At 46.0% G+C, this 19,806-nt stretch carries 16 protein-coding genes; 8 read left to right on the forward strand and 8 right to left on the reverse strand.

All coding sequences use genetic code 11. The features are described from left to right. Positions 1 to 100 precede the first annotated feature (100 nt). The 4 genes from dnaA (at position 101) to gyrB (ending at position 6,349) form a co-directional block, all read left to right on the forward strand. Positions 101 to 1,543, forward strand: a complete 1,443-nt coding sequence (dnaA, locus tag ABXT60_RS00005; RefSeq protein ID WP_443630739.1) for a chromosomal replication initiator protein DnaA — start codon at positions 101 to 103, stop codon at positions 1,541 to 1,543. A 42-nt stretch (positions 1,544 to 1,585) separates the two neighbouring features. Further along, entirely contained in the window at positions 1,586 to 2,689 is a 1,104-nt protein-coding gene (gene dnaN / locus ABXT60_RS00010; protein ID WP_443630740.1) for a DNA polymerase III subunit beta, read from the forward strand. Positions 2,690 to 2,788: 99 nt separating this feature from the next. After that, the gene (recF, locus tag ABXT60_RS00015) at positions 2,789 to 3,877 is read left to right on the forward strand and encodes a DNA replication/repair protein RecF (RefSeq protein ID WP_443630741.1); all 1,089 of its coding nucleotides are present in this window, start codon (positions 2,789 to 2,791) and stop codon (positions 3,875 to 3,877) included. 54 nt (positions 3,878 to 3,931) lie between these two features. After that, positions 3,932 to 6,349 carry a DNA topoisomerase (ATP-hydrolyzing) subunit B gene (gyrB, locus tag ABXT60_RS00020; protein ID WP_443630742.1) on the forward strand — a complete coding sequence of 806 codons (2,418 nt, stop codon included), beginning with the start codon at positions 3,932 to 3,934 and terminating at the stop codon, positions 6,347 to 6,349. Positions 6,350 to 6,495: 146 nt separating this feature from the next. Here gyrB and glyS read toward each other — a convergent pair whose 3' ends face one another. Both glyS and glyQ read right to left on the reverse strand, forming a co-directional pair. Then, the gene (glyS, locus tag ABXT60_RS00025) at positions 6,496 to 8,547 is read right to left on the reverse strand and encodes a glycine--tRNA ligase subunit beta (protein WP_443630743.1); all 2,052 of its coding nucleotides are present in this window, start codon (positions 8,545 to 8,547) and stop codon (positions 6,496 to 6,498) included. Continuing rightward, complete coding sequence (gene glyQ, locus ABXT60_RS00030; RefSeq protein WP_443630744.1) at positions 8,544 to 9,491, reverse strand: glycine--tRNA ligase subunit alpha; 948 nt, start codon at positions 9,489 to 9,491, stop codon at positions 8,544 to 8,546. Before glyQ ends, glyS begins: the two co-directional genes overlap by 4 nt. A 203-nt stretch (positions 9,492 to 9,694) precedes the next feature. Here glyQ and ABXT60_RS00035 point away from each other — a divergent pair, with 203 nt between their 5' ends. After that, the gene (locus ABXT60_RS00035; RefSeq protein WP_443630745.1) at positions 9,695 to 10,585 is read left to right on the forward strand and encodes a lysophospholipid acyltransferase family protein; all 891 of its coding nucleotides are present in this window, start codon (positions 9,695 to 9,697) and stop codon (positions 10,583 to 10,585) included. A 14-nt stretch (positions 10,586 to 10,599) separates the two neighbouring features. On the opposite strand, the gene ABXT60_RS00040 is transcribed toward ABXT60_RS00035, so the two are convergent. The 6 genes from ABXT60_RS00040 to def all read right to left on the reverse strand — a co-directional run bounded on the left by ABXT60_RS00040 (position 10,600) and on the right by def (position 17,056). After that, entirely contained in the window at positions 10,600 to 11,220 is a 621-nt protein-coding gene (locus ABXT60_RS00040) for a class I SAM-dependent methyltransferase (protein WP_443630746.1), read from the reverse strand. 62 nt (positions 11,221 to 11,282) lie between these two features. Next, positions 11,283 to 12,770 (reverse strand): TrkH family potassium uptake protein, encoded by a 1,488-nt coding sequence (locus ABXT60_RS00045; protein WP_443630747.1) that lies wholly within the window; start codon positions 12,768 to 12,770, stop codon positions 11,283 to 11,285. A gap of 8 nt (positions 12,771 to 12,778) precedes the next feature. Beyond that, a complete protein-coding gene (trkA, locus tag ABXT60_RS00050) occupies positions 12,779 to 14,161 on the reverse strand; it encodes a Trk system potassium transporter TrkA (RefSeq protein WP_046485302.1) in 1,383 nt (460 codons plus the stop codon). Positions 14,162 to 14,245: 84 nt separating this feature from the next. Next, positions 14,246 to 15,541: a 16S rRNA (cytosine(967)-C(5))-methyltransferase RsmB gene (rsmB, locus tag ABXT60_RS00055; protein WP_443630748.1), complete on the reverse strand. Its 1,296-nt coding sequence runs from the start codon at positions 15,539 to 15,541 to the stop codon at positions 14,246 to 14,248. A gap of 1 nt (position 15,542) precedes the next feature. Beyond that, positions 15,543 to 16,508 (reverse strand): methionyl-tRNA formyltransferase, encoded by a 966-nt coding sequence (gene fmt / locus ABXT60_RS00060; protein ID WP_443630749.1) that lies wholly within the window; start codon positions 16,506 to 16,508, stop codon positions 15,543 to 15,545. Next, positions 16,505 to 17,056, reverse strand: coding sequence for a peptide deformylase (def, locus tag ABXT60_RS00065; protein WP_443630750.1), 552 nt, complete (start codon positions 17,054 to 17,056; stop codon positions 16,505 to 16,507). The genes fmt and def overlap by 4 nt, the downstream gene beginning before the upstream one ends. A 111-nt stretch (positions 17,057 to 17,167) precedes the next feature. On the opposite strand from def, the gene dprA reads away from it, so the two are divergent. The 3 genes from dprA to hemF are packed head-to-tail and all read left to right on the forward strand — an operon-like array spanning position 17,168 to position 19,804. Continuing rightward, positions 17,168 to 18,283 (forward strand): DNA-processing protein DprA, encoded by a 1,116-nt coding sequence (dprA, locus tag ABXT60_RS00070; protein ID WP_443630751.1) that lies wholly within the window; start codon positions 17,168 to 17,170, stop codon positions 18,281 to 18,283. A gap of 20 nt (positions 18,284 to 18,303) precedes the next feature. Then, positions 18,304 to 18,870, forward strand: a complete 567-nt coding sequence (locus ABXT60_RS00075; protein WP_443630752.1) for an L-threonylcarbamoyladenylate synthase — start codon at positions 18,304 to 18,306, stop codon at positions 18,868 to 18,870. A 22-nt stretch (positions 18,871 to 18,892) separates the two neighbouring features. Further along, on the forward strand, positions 18,893 to 19,804 hold the full coding sequence (hemF, locus tag ABXT60_RS00080) for an oxygen-dependent coproporphyrinogen oxidase (protein WP_443630753.1): 912 nt from the start codon (positions 18,893 to 18,895) through the stop codon (positions 19,802 to 19,804). Positions 19,805 to 19,806: the final 2 nt, after the last annotated feature.

Here is a 19,806-nt window from a genome sequence, read left to right on the forward strand (position 1 = left end):
TAACTTTGGGCAGTTGGTGATAAAATGATCCACTTGGTGTGTTAGCTTAAGGCTACTCTGCCGGCTTTAAAAATTTAGTTTAATTTGGCTCTAGTAAAAAATGTCTCTAGCAATTTGGCAACAATGTTTGGCGTGTCTTCAGGATGAACTGCCTAGTCAGCAGTTTAATACGTGGATTCGACCCTTAAAAATCCAAGAAGATGGCCGAGTTATTCAGCTTTTGGCACCTAATCGTTTCGTTCAAGACTGGGTTAGAGATAAATACTTTTCTAGAATACGTGAGCTAGTTGCTGATTACGCCACAGACGCTACCCAAGATGTAGAGCTGCTGGTGAGCTCCCCAAAAGACGCGTTAACAGCTGTGGCTCAGGGACCTACTATTATTACTCCAGCCAGCTTTGTGCCAACTGCACCGCCAGCTGTGGCACCTATGCCTAGGCGTTCTAGCACAATTATTCAGCCACAGTTTAACGTCGAGCCTAGCCCAGAGCGTGTTGTTCAAGTTGAAGGCTCTGTCCGTCATCAAAGTTATTTAAACCGAGCATTTACTTTCTCAAGTTTTGTTCAAGGTAAGTCAAACCAGCTGGCCTTAGCTGCGGCTAAACAGGTTGCGGAAAACCCTGGTAGTTCTTACAACCCCCTATTTCTTTATGGTGGCGTGGGTTTAGGTAAAACGCATTTAATGCATGCGGTTGGAGCGGCACTAATCGAACGAAATCCGAATGCAAAAGTAGTCTATTTACATTCGGAGCGCTTTGTTGCCGACATGGTTAAGGCTTTACAGCTTAATGCGATCAACGAATTTAAGCGTTTTTATCGTTCAGTTGATGCCTTGTTGATAGATGATATACAATTCTTTGCAGGGAAAGAGCGTTCACAAGAAGAATTTTTTCACACCTTTAACGCCCTTTTGGAAAGCGGTCAACAGATGATCTTGACCTGTGACCGTTATCCCAAAGAGATAGTCGGTCTAGAGGATCGTCTGAAGTCGCGTTTTGGCTGGGGCCTAACTGTGGCGGTTGAGCCGCCTGAGCTCGAAACTCGGGTTGCCATTCTGATGAAAAAAGCGGCTGAAGGGAATATCGCTCTGCCAGAGGATGCGGCCTTTTTTCTTGCAAAAAAGATTCGTTCCAACGTGCGAGAGCTAGAAGGCGCCCTTAAGCGTGTGGTTGCAAACTCGCACTTTACGGGTGAGGCGATTTCCACGCCCTTTATTCAAGAATCTTTGCGGGATTTATTGGCGTTGCAAGATCGTAAGGTGAGTATTGATAATATCCAGAAAACTGTTGCAAGCTACTATAAAATTAAAATTGCTGATATCTTGTCAAAGCGTCGCTCACGTTCAGTGGCGCGCCCGCGTCAGCTAGCGATGGCTTTGGCAAAAGAACTGACGAACCATAGCTTGCCAGAGATTGGTGATGCGTTTGGAGGGCGGGACCATACAACAGTGTTGCATGCATGCCGGAAAATAAAAGAATTACGAGAAGCAGATCGTGACATTCACGATGATTATGATAACTTGTATCGCTCATTAACTGTCTAAGCCGATAGTCTGCCGAACCCGAACCGTTAACAGGATTGTAGTATGAAATTTACCATCAGCCGAGAAGCCTTTTTAAAACCCTTAGTGTTAGTTGCGGGTGTTGTTGAGAGGCGTCAAACCTTGCCTGTACTGGCCAACATATTGGTCGTGGTGGAGGGTGACCAACTGACGCTTACAGGTACCGATCTAGAAGTAGAGTTGGTGGGGCGTGTCAGCTTAGATCAAGCTGGCGAAGATGGTGGGGTGACTATCCCGGCACGTAAACTGATGGACATTTGCAAGTCGCTTCCCGATCACGCCATGATTGAAGTGATGCAAAATGAAGAGCATGTTTTGGTACGTTCTGCGCGTAGTAAATTTAAGTTATCCACATTACCAGCCACAGATTTTCCTAACGTCGAAGACAGCCCCGAGTCATTCGAATTTGAGGTGCCTCAAATGGCCCTCAAACAGCTGGTAGATCAAACTGGTTTCGCGATGGCCCAGCAAGATGTACGTTACTACCTAAACGGTATGTTGTTTGAAATTAAAGATAGCCAATTGCGGACCGTGGCTACTGATGGACACCGTTTGGCAACGAGTTTTATGCCAGTTGGCTTGCCAGATCAAGCAGCTCAGCAATTGATCGTCCCACGTAAGGGCGTGTTGGAATTAGCGCGCTTAATGACAGAAGAAGATTCCACTGTACGGTTGGTTATTGGTGCCAGTCACATCCGGGCATTCACTAACGAGTTCATCTTTACGTCTAAACTCGTTGACGGTAAGTTTCCAGATTATGAGCGCGTATTGCCACGTAATGGCGACAAGATCGTGTTAGTTGATCGTTTGGCGATGAGAGGTGTGTTGAGTCGTGCAGCCATACTGTCCAATGAAAAATACCGTGGTGTACGAATGACAGTGAGTGATACAAACCTTCAGGTTGTGGCAAATAATCCTGAACAAGAAGAGGCTGAAGAAAGCCTTATGGTTGATTACCAAGGTGCTCAAATTGAAATTGGATTTAACGTTGGCTACGTGCTCGATGTACTCAATGTATTACACAGCGATCAGGTGAAAATGACCTTAAGTGATTCTAATTCTAGTGCTCTACTGGCTGATGGTGGTAGCGGTGCTGCACAGTATGTCATTATGCCCATGCGCCTGTAAATGAGGTTGAACTCTAGGCCATTTTATAGCTCTGAAGAGTTTAATGGGCACAAGTTATGCACACCTTGTTATAGGTGTTGTCCACAGGTGAAGTAGCTTATGTCTGTTCAGCAGTTAAGCATCCAGCGGTTGCGTAATTTGCTTCACGTTGACCTTCATTTTGACGACGGCATCAACTTACTTTACGGGCTTAATGCCAGTGGTAAGACGAGTGTTTTAGAAGCCGTCCACATGCTTGGTTTAGGGCGCTCTTTTCGTAGCCTTAAGTTGGCTTCTGTCATTGCTCAAGGTCACGCAGATTGCCTGCTATTCGCCAAGGTAAAAAACCCCCAAGGTGTGACCGATTCTTTGGGCATGATTCGCCGCCTCGATGGTGATCATGGTGTGCGGCTCAACGGCGAAAACCTTTCCTCAGTTGCAGAGCTTGCAAACCTGCTACCCATTCAACTGATTGACCCCAATAGTGCTCGCTTAATAGAGGCTGGACCGAGTGTGCGTCGGCAATATTTAGATTGGGGGGTATATCATCATAATGGGAGTTTTTTTGGTCTGTGGAAACAGGCTCAACGGTTGCTAAAACAGCGTAACAGTGCCTTGAAATGTGGTACAATGAGAGACGACGTAAGGGCTAGTTTTGACCCTGCCTTGGCAGATGTTGTTGAGCAGCTAAACAGCCTCAGAGAGGGTTATTTGAAGCTCCTTGAGCCAGTATTCTTTGAGCTTCTTTCGGGTTTGGTAGATTTGCCGGACTTAAAGGTAGGATTTTATTCGGGTTGGTCTGCTAATCGAAACTATGCAGATATCCTTGAAGAAACCTTAGACCGAGACTTGCAGCTAGGCTATACCCAGCGAGGGCCTCAGCGGGCAGATCTTAAGTTAACTTTGAATGGGGTAAATGCCGCAGAGCGCTTATCTCGTGGGCAACAAAAGCTAGTCGTTGTTGCGCTTAAGCTTGCCCAGGGCAAGCTGCTGAGTAAGGCTGAGGGTCGAAAGTGTGTTTTTTTGGTTGATGATCTCGCTGCTGAACTAGATTTGTCTCATCGTCGAGAGATATGCCAGCAGTTAGTGAACCTAGATACTCAGGTGTTTGTCACCAGTGTTGGGCCAAATGAGCTTACAGGCTGTTGGCCAGAAGAAGCAAAAGTAAAAATGTTTCACGTGAAACACGGACAAGTAAGCCAGGAATAATCTTTTGTTTAGGATTGGCTGTAAATATATAAGAAATTGACTTCGGAGTAATTAATGAGCGAAGAGAGAGTGTACGATTCGTCCAGTATCAAGGTCCTTAAAGGATTAGACGCAGTGCGTAAGCGCCCTGGTATGTATATTGGTGATACGGACGACGGCACAGGCTTACACCATATGGTGTTTGAAATTGTCGATAACTGTATCGATGAGGCTCTAGCTGGTCATTGTAGTGAAGTTAGCGTAACTATCCAGTCTGACGACACGGTTACGGTTGTTGATGATGGGCGTGGTATCCCAGTAGACATTCATAAGGAAGAAGGGGTGTCAGCCGCTGAAGTAATTATGACTGTGCTGCACGCTGGTGGTAAATTCGATGACAATAGTTATAAGGTCTCTGGTGGCCTGCACGGTGTTGGTGTAAGTGTAGTGAACGCTCTGTCTACCGAGCTTAAACTAACGATTCGTCGTAATGGCCAAGTTCACGAGCAGATCTACCACCATGGTGTGCCACAGGCGCCATTAGCCGTGGTTGGTAAAACTGAAGGTACAGGTACCACATGTACCTTTACAGCATCGCCTGATACGTTTACAAACATTATGTTTCATTTCGATCTTCTCGCAAAGCGCTTACGTGAGCTTTCATTCCTTAATTCTGGTGTGGCGATTCGCCTTAAAGACGAGCGGTCTGGCAGGGAAGAGCTCTTTTGTTACGAGGGTGGTGTTGCTGCGTTTGTAGAGTATTTAAATGCTAATAAGACGCCAATTAATAAGTGTATGCACTTTAATACCATGCACGCTGATGGTGTTGGTGTTGAGGTTGCATTACAGTGGAACGATTCTTTCCAAGAAAGCATTCACTGCTTTACTAACAATATCCCACAGCGAGATGGCGGAACTCACCTGAGTGGTTTTCGTTCGGCCCTTACTCGTACCCTAAACAACTATATTGAGGCAGAGTCAGCGCAGAAAAAGTCTAAGGTCTCTACCTCCGGTGATGATGCACGAGAAGGCTTAACTGCGATCATTTCTGTTAAGGTGCCAGATCCCAAGTTCTCATCACAAACTAAAGATAAGTTAGTTTCATCTGAAGTTAAATCAGCTGTTGAGCAAGAACTAGGACGCTGCCTGTCTGATTTTTTACAAGAGCATCCACAGGAGGCTCGGGTAATAGTTGGTAAAATGATTGATGCTGCCAGAGCGAGAGAAGCGGCCAGAAGAGCGCGGGATATGACTCGCCGTAAGGGTGTTTTAGATATTGCGGGCCTACCTGGAAAGTTAGCAGACTGCCAAGAAAAAGACCCTGGTCTTTCTGAAATTTACCTAGTGGAAGGAGACTCTGCCGGGGGCTCCGCAAAGCAAGGGCGTAATCGTCGGACTCAGGCTATCCTTCCATTAAAGGGTAAAATTCTTAACGTAGAGAAGGCTCGCTTTGATAAGATGCTTTCTTCGGTAGAAGTTGGCACTTTAATCACTGCGTTAGGGTGTGGTATTGGCCGAGACGAATTTAATATTGAAAAATTACGCTATCACAGTGTCATTATTATGACGGATGCTGACGTCGATGGTGCCCATATTCGCACTTTATTACTGACTTTTTTCTTCCGTCATTTACCTAAGGTCATTGAAAATGGCCACTTGTTTATTGCTCAACCGCCACTCTATAAGGTTAAGAAAGGTAAGCAAGAACAGTATCTAAAAGATGATCCAGCTCTTGATGGGTTTCTTCTACAAGGTGCAATGGATGGTGCATCTTTGCATACTAGTGCAAGCGCACCAGCAATTTCTGGCACGGGCTTAGAAAGCTTAGCCGTTCAATATCGCCAAGTAATGGCAACGGTAAAGCGAGTAGAGCGCATCATCCCCGCTGTAATCTTGAACCAAATGATTTACGCACCAGTATTAACCTTAGAGGAGCTTCATGATCAAGATAAGGTCGCAGGCTGGTTAGATTCGATCTTGGCATGTTTGGAAGAGCAGGAAGTAGGTGGTGCGATGTACGACGGGCAGGTAAGAGGGAACCCAGAGCGAGATGGGTATTTGCCAATGATTACGATCATAACCCATGGCATCGATGAAGATTATATGGTCAGCTTCGATTTCTTCAGCTCTGCTGAATACCGCTCAATTGTGGCTCTTAACGGTGCGTTGTCTGGGTTATTAGAAAAAGATGGTTACTTTAAGCGTGGCGAAAAGACTTTTCCAACTGAAACATTTGCTCTTGGTTTGGCTTGGCTAATGAAGGAAGCCCGCCGGGGCCTTGCTGTTCAGCGCTATAAAGGTTTGGGCGAAATGAACCCAGGGCAATTGTGGGAAACTACTATGGACCCAGAACAACGTCGTATGTTGTGTGTCACCATAGATGACGCCATCGCTGCAGACCAGATGTTCACAACACTTATGGGTGATGATGTTGAGCCGCGTCGATTATTCATTGAAGAGAATGCGTTGAAAGTGGCCAACCTAGATTTCTAACACATCCCTTAAAATCTGTAACATCAAAAAAGCCTCCAAGTGGAGGCTTTTTTATGGGCTGCAGACAGTGAGGTCAGATTTACTGCAGCCAATCTAATTGTTCCACGTGAAACAATTAAATTGGTTGACGCTTCGTTGCTTTGGCTCTAATGGGCGAGTAAGCTAATATCAGCCACACGGCCAAGCTCAACCTCCAGTTCTGCAAGCAGTGCTAGGCGGTTATTCTTTAGACTATCGTCATCACTCATCACCATGATTTCTGAAAAGAATTGATCAAGTGGCTTGGCCAGTTGGGCAAGGCCTTGCAACGCGCTATGATAATTGCCTTGCGCAATAACAACCAAATTGTTCTGCATAACGTTTTCCAATGAATCAGCCAATACAACTTCAGCTGACTCCTTCAGCAATGACCGGTTAAACGCATTGTTACCTCTGCCATTCTTGCCAAGGATATTACCTACACGTTTATTACTCGCCGAGAGCGCAGGTGCCGTATCAAGCTTTACAAACTCACTAACCGCCTGCACACGACGATCAAAATCTAAGGGAGAATTGGATTTGTTTTGCATTACCGCCAAATAAATATCGATTGCTACATTTTGGTCCTCATAATATGCCCGCAAACGATCAAAAATAAACCCAAGTAACTGTGGTCGAAGTTTTTCTAGGGGTATAGCTAAGTCCTTATGCAGAGCATAAGAGCGATCAAGCAAGCTCGATAAATTGAGCTCTAAGTCTTGTTCAATAATAATTCGTAACAGGCCTACTGTGGCTCGGCGCAAAGCATAAGGGTCTTTACTGCCAGTGGGGGGTTGCCCAATACCAAATAGTCCAACCAAGGTATCTAACCTATCGGCGATAGCAACTGCACTTGCGATAGAAGACTCAGGTAAACGGTCGCCGGCAAATTTAGGCCAATAGTGTTGTTCCAGCGCTGCCGCAACTACAGGATTCTCGCCATCATTAAGAGCATAAACGTGGCCCATAAGGCCTTGTAAATCGCTAAATTCAAGTACCATATCAGTATTAAGGTCAGCTTTAGACAATGTGGCCGCACGCGCGGCTAGTGCACTGTCTGTACCAATTAGGCTAGCGATTGCACTAGATAACTTAGCCACTCGCTGGGTTTTGTCGAGCACAGTACCTAGCTTTGCCTGAAATACGACCTTACCTAATGCTTTGTTACGGCTTTCAAGTGTGGTCTTTTTGTCGGTTTCAAAGAAAAACCCAGCATCTGCAAGACGGGGCCGAATAACTCGTTCATTACCGGCAATGACCTTCGTGGCATCATTACTGATAATATTACTAACGGTAAGGAAAAGTGGCAAAATATCACCCTTACTATCCACGAAATGGAAGTATTTTTGATGTTCCTTCATGGACGAAATCAAGGCCTGTGCGGGCACTTCTAAAAAGGTTTTGTCAAAGCGCCCAGTTAAACACACGGGCCATTCTACAAGCCCCGTGACCTCATCGAGTAACTTTTCATCGATTACAGCCGTCGCATTAAACTGTTGAGCCTGCTCTAATATCTGAGATCGGATCATAGCTTTTCGTTCATTAAAGCTAACAATAACGTGGCCTTGTGTGCGCAGTTGTTCTGCATAGCTTGATGCAGAGTTAATAATAATGGCGCCTTCGCTATGAAAACGATGGCCACGGCTAGAATGGCCATTAGTTAGATCAAATAACTGAGTATTTACAAGTTCGTTACCCAACGAAAGGATAAACCATTGGACTGGTCGGACGAATTCATTACGTGATGATCCCCAGCGCATACGTTTGGCGATCGGTAGGTCAGCTAAGGCTTGATGGATGACTGCTGCCAAAAGCTCCAACGTTTTGGAACCCTTAATCTGTCGATCAAACTCGTAATATTGCCCCTTATCTGTCTCAACAATCGTTAAATCGGTTAGGGCAACGTTACAAGACCGGGCGAAGCCTAAAACTGCCTTTTCTGGGGCTTTGACAGAAGGGCCACGACGACTTTCTTGGCGCTCAGCCTGCTGAACTTCTAGAGCCTCAATAATAACAGTTAAACGCCGAGGGGTGGCATAAGGTGTCACTGTGCCGTGAGCCAATCCAAGGTCCTTTAGTTGCTTGGTAATGCTAGACTCTAGCGCTTTAGACAAGGTTATTAGGGACTTAGGCGGCAATTCTTCAGTACCTAATTCAAACAAAAAGTCAGCATGGCTCATGAGCTTTTCCCCTCTTCCTGCAACAACTCAGATTTTAATTCTTGGCTGGCAAGCGGGAAGCCTAACGCTTTACGTGCCGCATAATATTCCAATGCAACTTGGCGAGCCAGAGTGCGTACTCGCAAAATATATCGCTGTCTTTCAGTAACGGAGATGGCATGGCGTGCGTCAAGTAAGTTGAAAACATGGGACGCTTTAAGCACAAATTCATAAGCAGGCAAAGGTAGTTTCGCATCAACCAGTCGGCTGCATTCAGCTTCGTAGTGATCAAAGTTGGTAAATAACATATCGACATCGGCATGTTCAAAGTTATAAGTAGACATCTCCACTTCCTGCTGATGGAATATATCGCCATAACTTACTGTAGTTCCGTCAGCTGCACGGCTCCAGACTAGATCATAAACGCTATCTACGTTCTGCAGGTACATGGCAATACGCTCTAAGCCAATAGTAATTTCCCCCATCACTGGGAAACACTCGAGGCCACCAGCCTGCTGGAAGTAGGTGAATTGGGACACCTCCATTCCGTTAAGCCATATTTCCCAGCCTAAACCCCATGCTCCCAATGTTGGTGATTCCCAATTGTCCTCAACAAAGCGAACGTCATGCACCAGGGTATCAATACCAAGATGATCTAGACACTCTAAGTAGAGCTCCTGAAAGTTTGTTGGTGATGGCTTGATTACCACCTGAAACTGAAAATAATGCTGTAAACGGTTAGGGTTTTCACCATAACGACCATCTGTTGGACGGCGGCTTGGCTGCACGTAAGCCGCCCGCCAGCTTTCGGGGCCGATAGCCTTTAGAAAAGTCGCAGGATGGAAGGTGCCCGCACCAACCTCCATATCTAGTGGTTGCATAATATTGCAGCCTTGAGCAGACCAGTATTGTTGCAAGGCAAAAATGAGACCTTGGAAAGTGCTGGTATCGGTTGTTTTATCCACGACTAAATCCACGCATTAAGTAAAAGAAAGGCTTGCTTCAGCTTAACGCTAAGAGCAAGATTTAAGACGCACATTATACACTAGCAGTAGGCAGCTGGCTTGTACCTAAAAGCACGCTAGTCCCTCGTTTATGAGGCATTTACGAGGTATCATTAGCCAACAGAGACCATTGTGTGACTTAAGAGCTAATTTTTAACCATTTTATGTCTGAAAACTTGAAATCTAACTTTGCTGTAGGCCTATTACGCATACTGGGAAAGCTACCCTTGTGGGGGCTACACAGTATCGCTAGGCTTTTTTTGGTGGCTATGCTACTTTTCCCCAACCAAACTGTTAAACAGACTCGGATCAACATTCAGCGCTGTTTGCCAAACCTTACCCGTCAGCAACAGGCCAAATTAGTTCATAAAAGTGTACTACACACACTCTATGCAGCATTAGAAATGGGGCTCAACTGGACGCAATCTAGCCAGCGTGGACTGGATCACATTATTTCTGTCACCGGAGGTGAGTGCCTGCAGCAGGCCCAAGCGACAGGCGCAATAGTGTTATTAACGCCCCATTTAGGTAACTGGGAGCTGTTTGCTAACTGGGCTGCACATCAAGCTAATGTGACGGCACTTTATAAGGCTGCTAAATTGCCAGGCCTTGATCAATTAATACATCAAGCACGCAGCAATGCGGGGATGAAACTTGCCCCAGCAACAGCAAAGGGGGTGATGCAGTTAAAACGTTCGCTGGTTAAAGGCGAGGTTAGTTTAATATTGCCCGACCAAGAGCCACCCCCATCAGCGGGTATTATTAGTCAATGGTTTGGGCAACCTGCTTATACTATGACACTGGCTGCTCAGTTGGCGGATACTAAAAATACGCGTGTTATTTTAGGCTTTGCACGGCGCTTGGCTAACAGTGAAGGATTTGCGATTGAGCTAGAAGACATTTCAGATCTGTGCAGTGCCCATGTGGGTAGTGGTAGCGATAGTGAGGTCTTGGCCGCCAAGGTACAAGCAATCAATACATCAATAGAAAGGCTGGTGCGAGGCACGCCTGAACAATACCAATGGGAATACCGCCGCTTCAAACACACCTTATAGTGAACTAGCTCAGGCTAAGCTAAACCATCAGTATTACGGCTGTTTTGATGATGTGTAACTTTGGGTTTACGGGCGATCAGCAACGCTTTACCAGCCAAAGGATGGTCTAACTTTGCTCGCTCTTGTTCGTCATGGTATACCAAAGGCTCTAGTTCAGTAAACAATTCTAACAGCTCTCCTGCTGCTAACAAAAACTGTTGACGCTGTGGTTTATTAAGAATTTGACCGTCAATGTCAGTGACTTGATTAAACGTCTGATAGACTAAAATTCCCCCTGGGTTAAGGTGGGAGATGATCTGTGGACAAAGTGTTCGTTCTAAAAAAGCTGTTACACAAATGAGGTCAAAGCTTTGCGTTGGCCATGGTGTATTTTTAAGGTCTATACATCGTTGATTTACCTCAACTTTTTGCCTTCTACAATGGCGTTCCATTTGCTCAATTCCAGTGGTTGAATAGTCCCAACCATACATCTTAAGACCTTGTTTTGTAAGGAATATCGAGTTTTGCCCCAAACCACATGCTAAGTCTAAACCAGTACCAGATGTGGGGAATAAGTGAGTGTTTTTTTGTAAGCCATAACTCACATTGGGCAACACTAATGTGGCCGAATAACGTTGGTTCCAGCGCTCTGGCATAGCTAAATTTTCCTGTGCATAAGTCTGTGAATAGGTTGGTAAAAACCAGCTAATAGAATAGCCTAGTCACGCCAGAACATGGGGGTGAATAACACCAATAAGGTGAACACTTCTAGACGTCCTAAGAGCATAGAGAAACATAGAATCCACTTAGCTGTGGTATTAATATCGCCATAGTTAAGGGCGACGTCGCCTAAACCTGGGCCAAGGTTGTTGAGTGTAGCGCCTACGGCTGACCAAGCGGTAACGTGATCTAGGCCAGTGCCCAATAAGGCAATCATCATAATAATGAAGACGAGGGCATAGACAGAAAAAAATCCCCACACAGCCTCTGCAACTCGATCTGGGATGGGGTTGGACCCTAATTTAACATGGATAATGGCGTTAGGGTGTATGAGTCTTTTTATTTCTCGTAAGCCTTGCTTAAGAAGTATCAGCACGCGCACTACCTTCATGCCACCCGCAGTGGATCCAGCACAGCCACCCATAAAGGCGGCAGTTAGCAATAGAAACGAAAGCATAGCTGGCCACTGGGAAAAATCTGCTGTTGCAAAGCCTGTGGTAGTGGCGATAGAGACCACTTCAAAAACGCCTTGGCGGAAACTATCATCAAAGCTCATATTATTAGTAAGCCACAAAGTGCCCACTGTAATGAGGCACACTGTGACAATAGCACTTAAAAAGAAACGTAGTTCCTCATCCTTCCAGTAGTGTAATAAGCTGGCTTTATAGTGCCTTTGTCTTATGGTGCGGGCAGTGTGAAAATGGAGAGCAAAGTTAACTGCAGCCAACAACATAAAAATGATGGCAATAGTTTCTATGGCGGCGCTATTAAAATAACCTAAACTCGCATCGTGAGTGGAGAAACCGCCAATCGCAACCGTGGAAAAGCTGTGAGTAATTGCATCAAAGGCGCTCATGCCTGCAAACCAGTAGGCTAAAGCACAAGTGACCGTAAGAGTTAAGTAAATGTACCAAAGCTGTTTAGCAGTCTCGGTAATTCTAGGAGTGAGTTTAGAATCTTTCACTGGCCCAGGGGTCTCCGCACGATACAGCTGTGCGCCACCAATACCTAGCATGGGAAGGATAGCCACGGCTAATACGATAATACCCATGCCACCAAACCATTGTAAGAATTGGCGATAAAACAAGAGTGATTTAGGCAGACTATCAAGCTGCGTGATAACGGTAGCGCCAGTTGTGGTGAGGCCAGAAATAGACTCAAACAAGGAATCTACATAACTCCAGTTCGTATTAAGAGTAGACAAGGGTGTAGAAAAGTAAAAGGGCAAAGCACCAAACAGACCTAAAATAGTCCAAAACATCACCACGATTACAAAGCCATCTCGAGTACGCAAAACCTTATTTTGTTTAGAAAACGGCAGCCATATTAGGAAACCAGCAATAAAGGTGATACAAAAAGAAATACCAAACGTCCATGCACTGCCATCACTTGGCAAACTTAGGGCAATTACTAATGACGGCAGCATTGATGCGCTGAACGCCATTAACAGCATACCAATGATTTTTAAGGTAACACGAAAGTGCATATTAAGGCCTAAAAGAATCCAAGGGTCACGGCAAATAACCGCTCAACATCATGAATCATGTGTCTATCTGTTAAGAATAGAATGCAGTGGTCATCATTTTCTATTACCGTGTCATGGTGTGCAATGAGTACGTCTTCTCCACGAACAATGGCACCAAAGCTGGTTCCTTGTGGCAGAGGAATGTCGGCAACACAGCGGCCAACAACTTTAGACGTTTTTGAGTCTCCATGAGCAACCACTTCAATAGCCTCTGCAGCTCCGCGCCTTAATGAGTGAACGTTAACAATATCGCCGCGGCGTACATGGGTTAGTAGGCTGCTTATGGTGGTTTGTTGAGGAGAGATAGCGATGTCGATGGTGCCATCCTCTATAAGATCAACATAGGCCGGATTGCTTATTAAGGTCATTACTGTGCGCACGCCTAGGCGTTTAGCCAACATAGATGCCATAATATTAGCTTCGTCGTCGTTAGTTAACGCACAAAAAACATCCGTAGATTCAATGTTTTCTTCGACTAATAAATCTCTGTCTGACGCACTGCCATGCAGGATAATGACATCGTCTAGAATGTCGGCTAGATGCTCACAGCGCTCTAAGCCGCGCTCAATTACTTTAACCCGAAAATGTTTGCGTAAATTTCTGGCTAACCGGGCACCAATATTACCACCACCTGCAATCATGATGCGTTTATAGGGCTTTTCCAGTCGACGAAGTTCGCTCATCACCTTACTAATATCGGGTTTAGCAGCGATAAAGAAGACTTCGTCATCAACGTGAATGTGGGTTTTTCCTGAAGGCACGATGGCCTTGTCATTGCGAAAAATAGCAGCAACTCGAGTGTCTACGTTTGGCATGTGGCTACGTAAATCAGATACGGGCTTACCAACTAATGGGCCGCCATGGCATGCAGTTACAGCCACTAATTGTACTTTACCTTTAGCAAAATCAAGTACCTGCAGGGCTGTTGGGTTTTCTATGAGTCGCTGAACGTGAGCAGTAACCAGCTTCTCTGGACTGATGATAACGTCTATGGGAAACGCTCTTGGCTCTTCTTTAAATAAAGCTTCGCGCTGTAACAAATATTGATGTTCACGGATACGGCTAATAATAGTAGGTGTTTGGAACATGGTTTTAGCAATTTGGCAGGCAACCATGTTGACTTCGTCGCTGTTGGTTACAGCTACCAGCATGTCGGCGTCTTCGGCGCCGGCGTTAGCCAAAATATTGGGAAGGCATGCGTGACCGCGCACAGTGCGGATATCAAGGCGATCTTGTAAGTCTTTTAAGTGGCCAGCATCTTGGTCCACCATGGTCACATCATTGGCTTCGTTAGCCAAGTTTTCAGCAAGAGTGCGGCCAACCTGACCTGCACCAAGAATGATGATTTTCATACTAGAGCAAATTGCCTCGAGAGCGTTTTATGGACTCCATGATAGCAGAACACATGGCAGAATCTACCATCATGGTTGTAACTATTAAAGCGGCTTGTGGAGTTTGGCATAGTAAAAGCCATCGTGACTTGCTGGATTAGGAAATAGTTGGCGACCAACATCTAATTTTATACCCCAATCTGCATCAATAACACAATGTTCAGCTTGTTTTTGTTGCTTTAAAAAACGCGACACAAGGCGATCATTTTCTTGACGCAGTACAGAGCATGTGGCGTAAAGTAAGTAGCCACCTGGCTTCAATAAAGGCCATAAATTATTGAGGAGCTTGAGTTGCAACTGAACAAGTTCTAAAATATCTTCGCTAGTGCGGAGCATTTTGATGTCAGGATTGCGGCGAATTACACCCGTAGCTGAGCAAGGTGCATCAAGTAAAATTCGATCAAAAGGCTCGCCATCCCACCATTGATTCGGCTCACTAGCATCTGCACAGAGGATTTCTGCCTGCAAGTCCATACGAAATAGGTTATCTTTCATTCGCCCAATGCGCCGCTCCGCTAGCTCAACGGCCACAACAGCAACATCTTGTGCTTCTAGTAAGTGGCAGGTTTTACCCCCTGGCGCGGCACACGCATCTAACACACGGTGGCCGTGATCTAGCTCTAGCAACCCTACACACAGTTGTGGCGCTTCATCTTGGACACTAAACCAGCCTTCTTCAAAGCCTGGTAATTGAATGACATCACAGGCTTTCTCTAGCTGCACACCAACGTGACTATATAGACAAGCATTAGCTGGGTGGCCTGCTTCGGCTAAGGCCACTAGGTAATCGTCACGGCTAATCTTGCGAGTATTAACGCGCAAGGTGAGGGCCCCTTGCGGGTCATTAGCAGCCAAAATTTCTTGCCAATCATCTGGCCAGTGATGACTCAGTTTTGAAATGAGCCACTGTGGATGATTGTATCGATATGCATCGTGTTCATTCAGGACTTCCGCTAACTCTTCGCCACCACGGATATAGGAACGCAATACGCCGTTGATGAGCTTGTCTGCCCAGCGCTTACCGCTCGCCTTTGCTGCTTGCACAGTAGCATCTACCGCAGCATAGTCTGGTGTCCGCATAGCTTTTATCTGGTATAAACCCATAAGAATTAGTGCATAAATATCCTGATCTTGGGCTTTCATGGGTTTGTGTAACAGCTGCTCTGCAATAAGTTCTAATTGTGGAAAGTGCCTGCAGGTGCCATAGCATAATTGTTGAATTAGAGCTCGATCACCATGCTCTGCTGCTTCTAATGCCTTAGGTAAGCTAGAAGCTAGAGAACCTTGATGACATAACACAGCCGTGAGGGCTTGGGCGGCAAGTAAACGTGGATTTGCCATACTATTTTTCTACCCTAGTGCTAGTAAAGGCTTCACCAAGAATCATTTTTTGTTTTAAGTTCATCAGTTCGCTTTGAGTTAGGGCTTTGCTGCCTGGCCACTGTAATTGAGTAATTTTAAGGTGGCCAGTACCACAAGCCACTTCTAAACCTGTCTTATCCAGAGCCACTAAAGTGCCCACGGGATGGTTGCTAGGGGTTTCTATGGCGTAAGCCATCCAGATTCGCAGGCGGTTATCTTGCCAATCACTGAAGGCGACTGGCCATGGGTTAAGGCCACGCACTTGCAGGCTTATCTGCTGGGCACTTTGCTGCCAATTGATTGCACCTTCGGCTTTGGCTAGCTTGGTAGCATAGTTGGCTTTATTGTTGTCTTGAACCTGTGCAGTGAGTGCTGAATTTTGTAGGCTATCTAGCACCTCTACAAGGCTGCTACAGCCAACAACTGCCAACTTGTCATACAAGCTGGCGCTGGTGTCAGTTGGAGCGATGGCAACTTCTGATTTAAGCAACATAGGCCCAGTATCTAGGCCAGCTTCCATTTGCATTACGGTTACACCAGATGTTGCGTCACCCGCTAATAAGGCTCGTTGAATAGGCGCGGCGCCTCGCCAGCGGGGAAGTAAGGAACCGTGCACATTAATACAGCCCAAGGCAGGGGTGTCTAAAACCACCTGAGGAAGCAGTGATCCGTAAGCTACAACCACCATAATGTCAGCATTATAGTTGGCTAATATAGTCTGGGCTTCTGGATCTTTTAGGCTCAACGGTTGTTGTATTTCTATCGTATGTTTTAGGGCGAGGGCCTTCACTGGACTAGCCGCTAGCTTTCGGCCACGGCCCGCAGGACGATCTGGCTGACTGTAAACAGCGACCACCTGGTGTTTGCTATTTAGTAATGCTTGTAAATGTTGGGCTGCAAAGTCTGGTGTGCCTGCAAATAAAACCCTCAAGCCCTGTTGACTCACGCTTCAGCTTCCATTTTAACCTTAGCTTCGTATAGTGCGTCTTTTGCATCCTCTCGGTGCTTTTTTTCGAGCTTTTTACGGATTCGATCCCGTTTAAGGCGGGAAAGATAATCCACAAACAATTTACCATTTAGGTGGTCTAGCTCATGTTGAATGCATACTGCAAACAACCCTTCAGCCTGTTCTGAAATAGGTTCACCATGCTCATCAAAAGCGCTGAGCTGAATTTTGCTATACCGTGCAACGTCGTCATAAAACTCAGGCACTGAAAGGCAGCCTTCTTGGTAGTTTTGCATTTCTTCGGTCAACGGCTCCCAACTAGGATTTATAAGCACCCGTGGCTCGTCACCATCGTCACTCACATCAATCACCACAATGCGTTGATGCACATTTACCTGTGATGCTGCTAAACCTATGCCTGGTGCATGATACATGGTTTCAAGCATGTCTTTGGCTAGTCGGCGAGTGTCTTCGTTAATGTGCTCTACATTCACTGCAACTTTGCGCAAACGCGGATCTGGAAATTCTAAAATAGGTAATAGTGCCATGGGATTCTGTGTTCGTTATGGTTTGGCGCAGCAGGCCGGTGGATTGCTGACGCAAAAATGAGTTTATTAACTAAAATTATACCACTATCTGCCTTTAGTAATGGAATGATTATGGATGATCATCATTTAGCTTGGCTTGCGCTTAGTGAACTTAACTTAACCTTTAAACAAGGCTCTGACTTGGCTCAACTTTATGGCTATGGACCTACTGTTTTGGAGCAACAAGGGTCACCCCAGTTAGGCTCTATTTTAAATTCCACTCAAAGTCACAGTCTAGCTCGGTTAACGTCTGTGTCGTTGCAGCTTAGCCTAGCAACGCAACTGCAATGGGTAGAAGATAATGACGCCTTTTTGCTCTTGCATGATGACGTGAGCTATCCCGATGCCTTAAAAGCTATTCACCATCCTCCTGCATTTTTATGGTTGCAGGGGCGCAGAAGTCTACTCAATGAACCTTGTATTGCCATGGTAGGTGCACGCAGGGCCACAGCCAATGGCATGACGTTGGCTAAAATGTTTGCTGGCAGCTTGGGCGCTAGCGGCTTAACTATTGTCAGTGGCTTGGCTCTGGGCATTGATGGTGCTTGTCACCAAGGGGCTTTAGATGCCCAAGCTGATACTATTGCGGTACTTGGGTCTGGGTTAGGGCATATCTACCCCACCCAGCATCAACCACTAGCACAACGTATTTTTGCTCGCGGTGGACTATTGATGTCGCCTTGGCCACTTATGGCCAGACCCTTAGCCTACCGATTTCCAGAGCGTAATCGCATCATAAGTGGGCTGAGTATGGGGGTATTAGTGGTAGAAGCGGCGCTTCGAAGTGGCTCTCTGATTACTGCCAAAACTGCCCTAGAACAGGGACGAGAGGTTTTTGCCTTGCCCTCAAGTGTACACAATGCCCAAGCCCAAGGGTGCCACCAACTGATCCGTAATGGGGCTCTGTTAGTGGACCAACCACAACAGGTATTGGCAGAATTAGCACCTCAACTAAAGCCCTTTGTCATGCGCTATCAACCTCAAGATCATTCAATGCAGGAAGATTCCTTGGATCTTGCAAAAGAATTGCAAATATTGCTAGGAGTTTTTGGCTATGACCCTGTGCCAGTTGATATACTTTGCACTCAATTGGCTCAGCCGTATAATGTTGTTGCAGCTCAATTGGTAGAATTAGAGTTACTTGGCCTGGTGAGACTGACGGGCGGTGGTTATGAAAAAGTGCTTTAGGCACACTGCTTAGGAACGTTATGGGAACCATCGATCAGCATCTAGATTACGCCACACAAACGTTAACTGCAGGGGGTGTCATTGCCTATCCTACCGAAGCGGTGTGGGGCTTAGGGTGTGACCCGTGGAATGAGTCGGCTGTGGGTAAAATACTTAAACTAAAACAGCGATCTATGCACAAGGGGCTAATTTTAGTTGCATCGCAATGGGCTCAGTTTCAGCCTTTAATAGAAGGCTTAACAGCACAACAAATTGAGCAGCTTAATGAATCTTGGCCGGGCCCAACGACATGGTTGATGGCAGATCCACAATCTTGGGTGCCACCCTGGATTAAGGGCCGGCACTCAAGTGTGGCATTGAGGGTATCGGCCCACCCTTTAGTTTCAGCGCTATGTGACCAGTTTAACGGGCCAATAGTGTCTACTTCTGCTAACTTAGCTGGAGGTGAGCCCGCCAAGAGCCGTTTGCACATAACGCAGGCTTTTGGGGATCAAATTGATTATGTGGTTAACGGTGAGTTAGGCCAGAATAAACAACCAAGCGAAGTGAAAGATTTAGCATCAGGACAAATAATTCGTCCAGCATAAAGCAATATTTAAGGAATATTTAGTGTCTAACGTCGATATTAATGCAGTAAAAACATACCTCCTTGGCCTGCAGCAAACTATATGTAATGCCTTGCAAGAACTCGATGGTGGAGCCCAATTCATTGCTGACGAATGGCAGCGAGAAGCTGGTGGTGGTGGCATTAGCCGTGTTTTGTCAGGTGGCAGTGTGATAGAAAAGGGAGGGGTAAATTTCTCCCATGTGATGGGAGACTCAATGCCAGCATCCGCTACCGCCCATAGGCCAGAACTAGCTGGGCGTAGCTTTCAGGCCATGGGTGTCTCGTTAGTCATTCACCCTCGAAACCCCTATGCACCGACATCTCATGCAAATGTAAGGTTTTTTGTTGCCGAAAAGCCAGGAGAGGACCCTGTTTGGTGGTTCGGGGGCGGTTATGACTTAACCCCCTATTATGGTAATCAAGAAGACTGTCGTCATTGGCACGCAGCTGCCAAAGCCGCTTGTGATCCTTTTGGCGAAGCCCTTTACCCACGATTGAAAAACTGGTGTGATGAGTATTTTTATATTCCTCATCGCCAAGAAGCTCGTGGTGTGGGAGGGCTGTTTTTTGATGACCTCAATGATCCTGACTTCGATACCGCCTTTGCTATTATGCAAAGTGTAGGTGATAGCTACCTTAGGGCCTATGGGCCCATTATTGAGCGTCGTAAGGATATGGCATATGGCGAGCGACAACGAGATTTCCAGTTACACCGCCGTGGGCGATATGTGGAATTCAATTTAGTATATGACCGAGGCACCTTGTTTGGTTTACAAACGGGGGGTCGTACGGAGTCTATTCTCATGTCTCTGCCAAGCGAAGTCCGCTGGAGCTATGATTACCAAATCGATGAACATTCAGAAGAGGCCATACTAGGGCGGGATTTTTTACCTGCCAAAGATTGGCTGGAGTAGCT

Origin of the sequence: Candidatus Njordibacter sp. Uisw_056, from assembly GCF_047730085.1 — a bacterium.
In the GTDB taxonomy this organism is placed as follows: Bacteria; Pseudomonadota; Gammaproteobacteria; order Pseudomonadales; family Balneatricaceae; genus Njordibacter.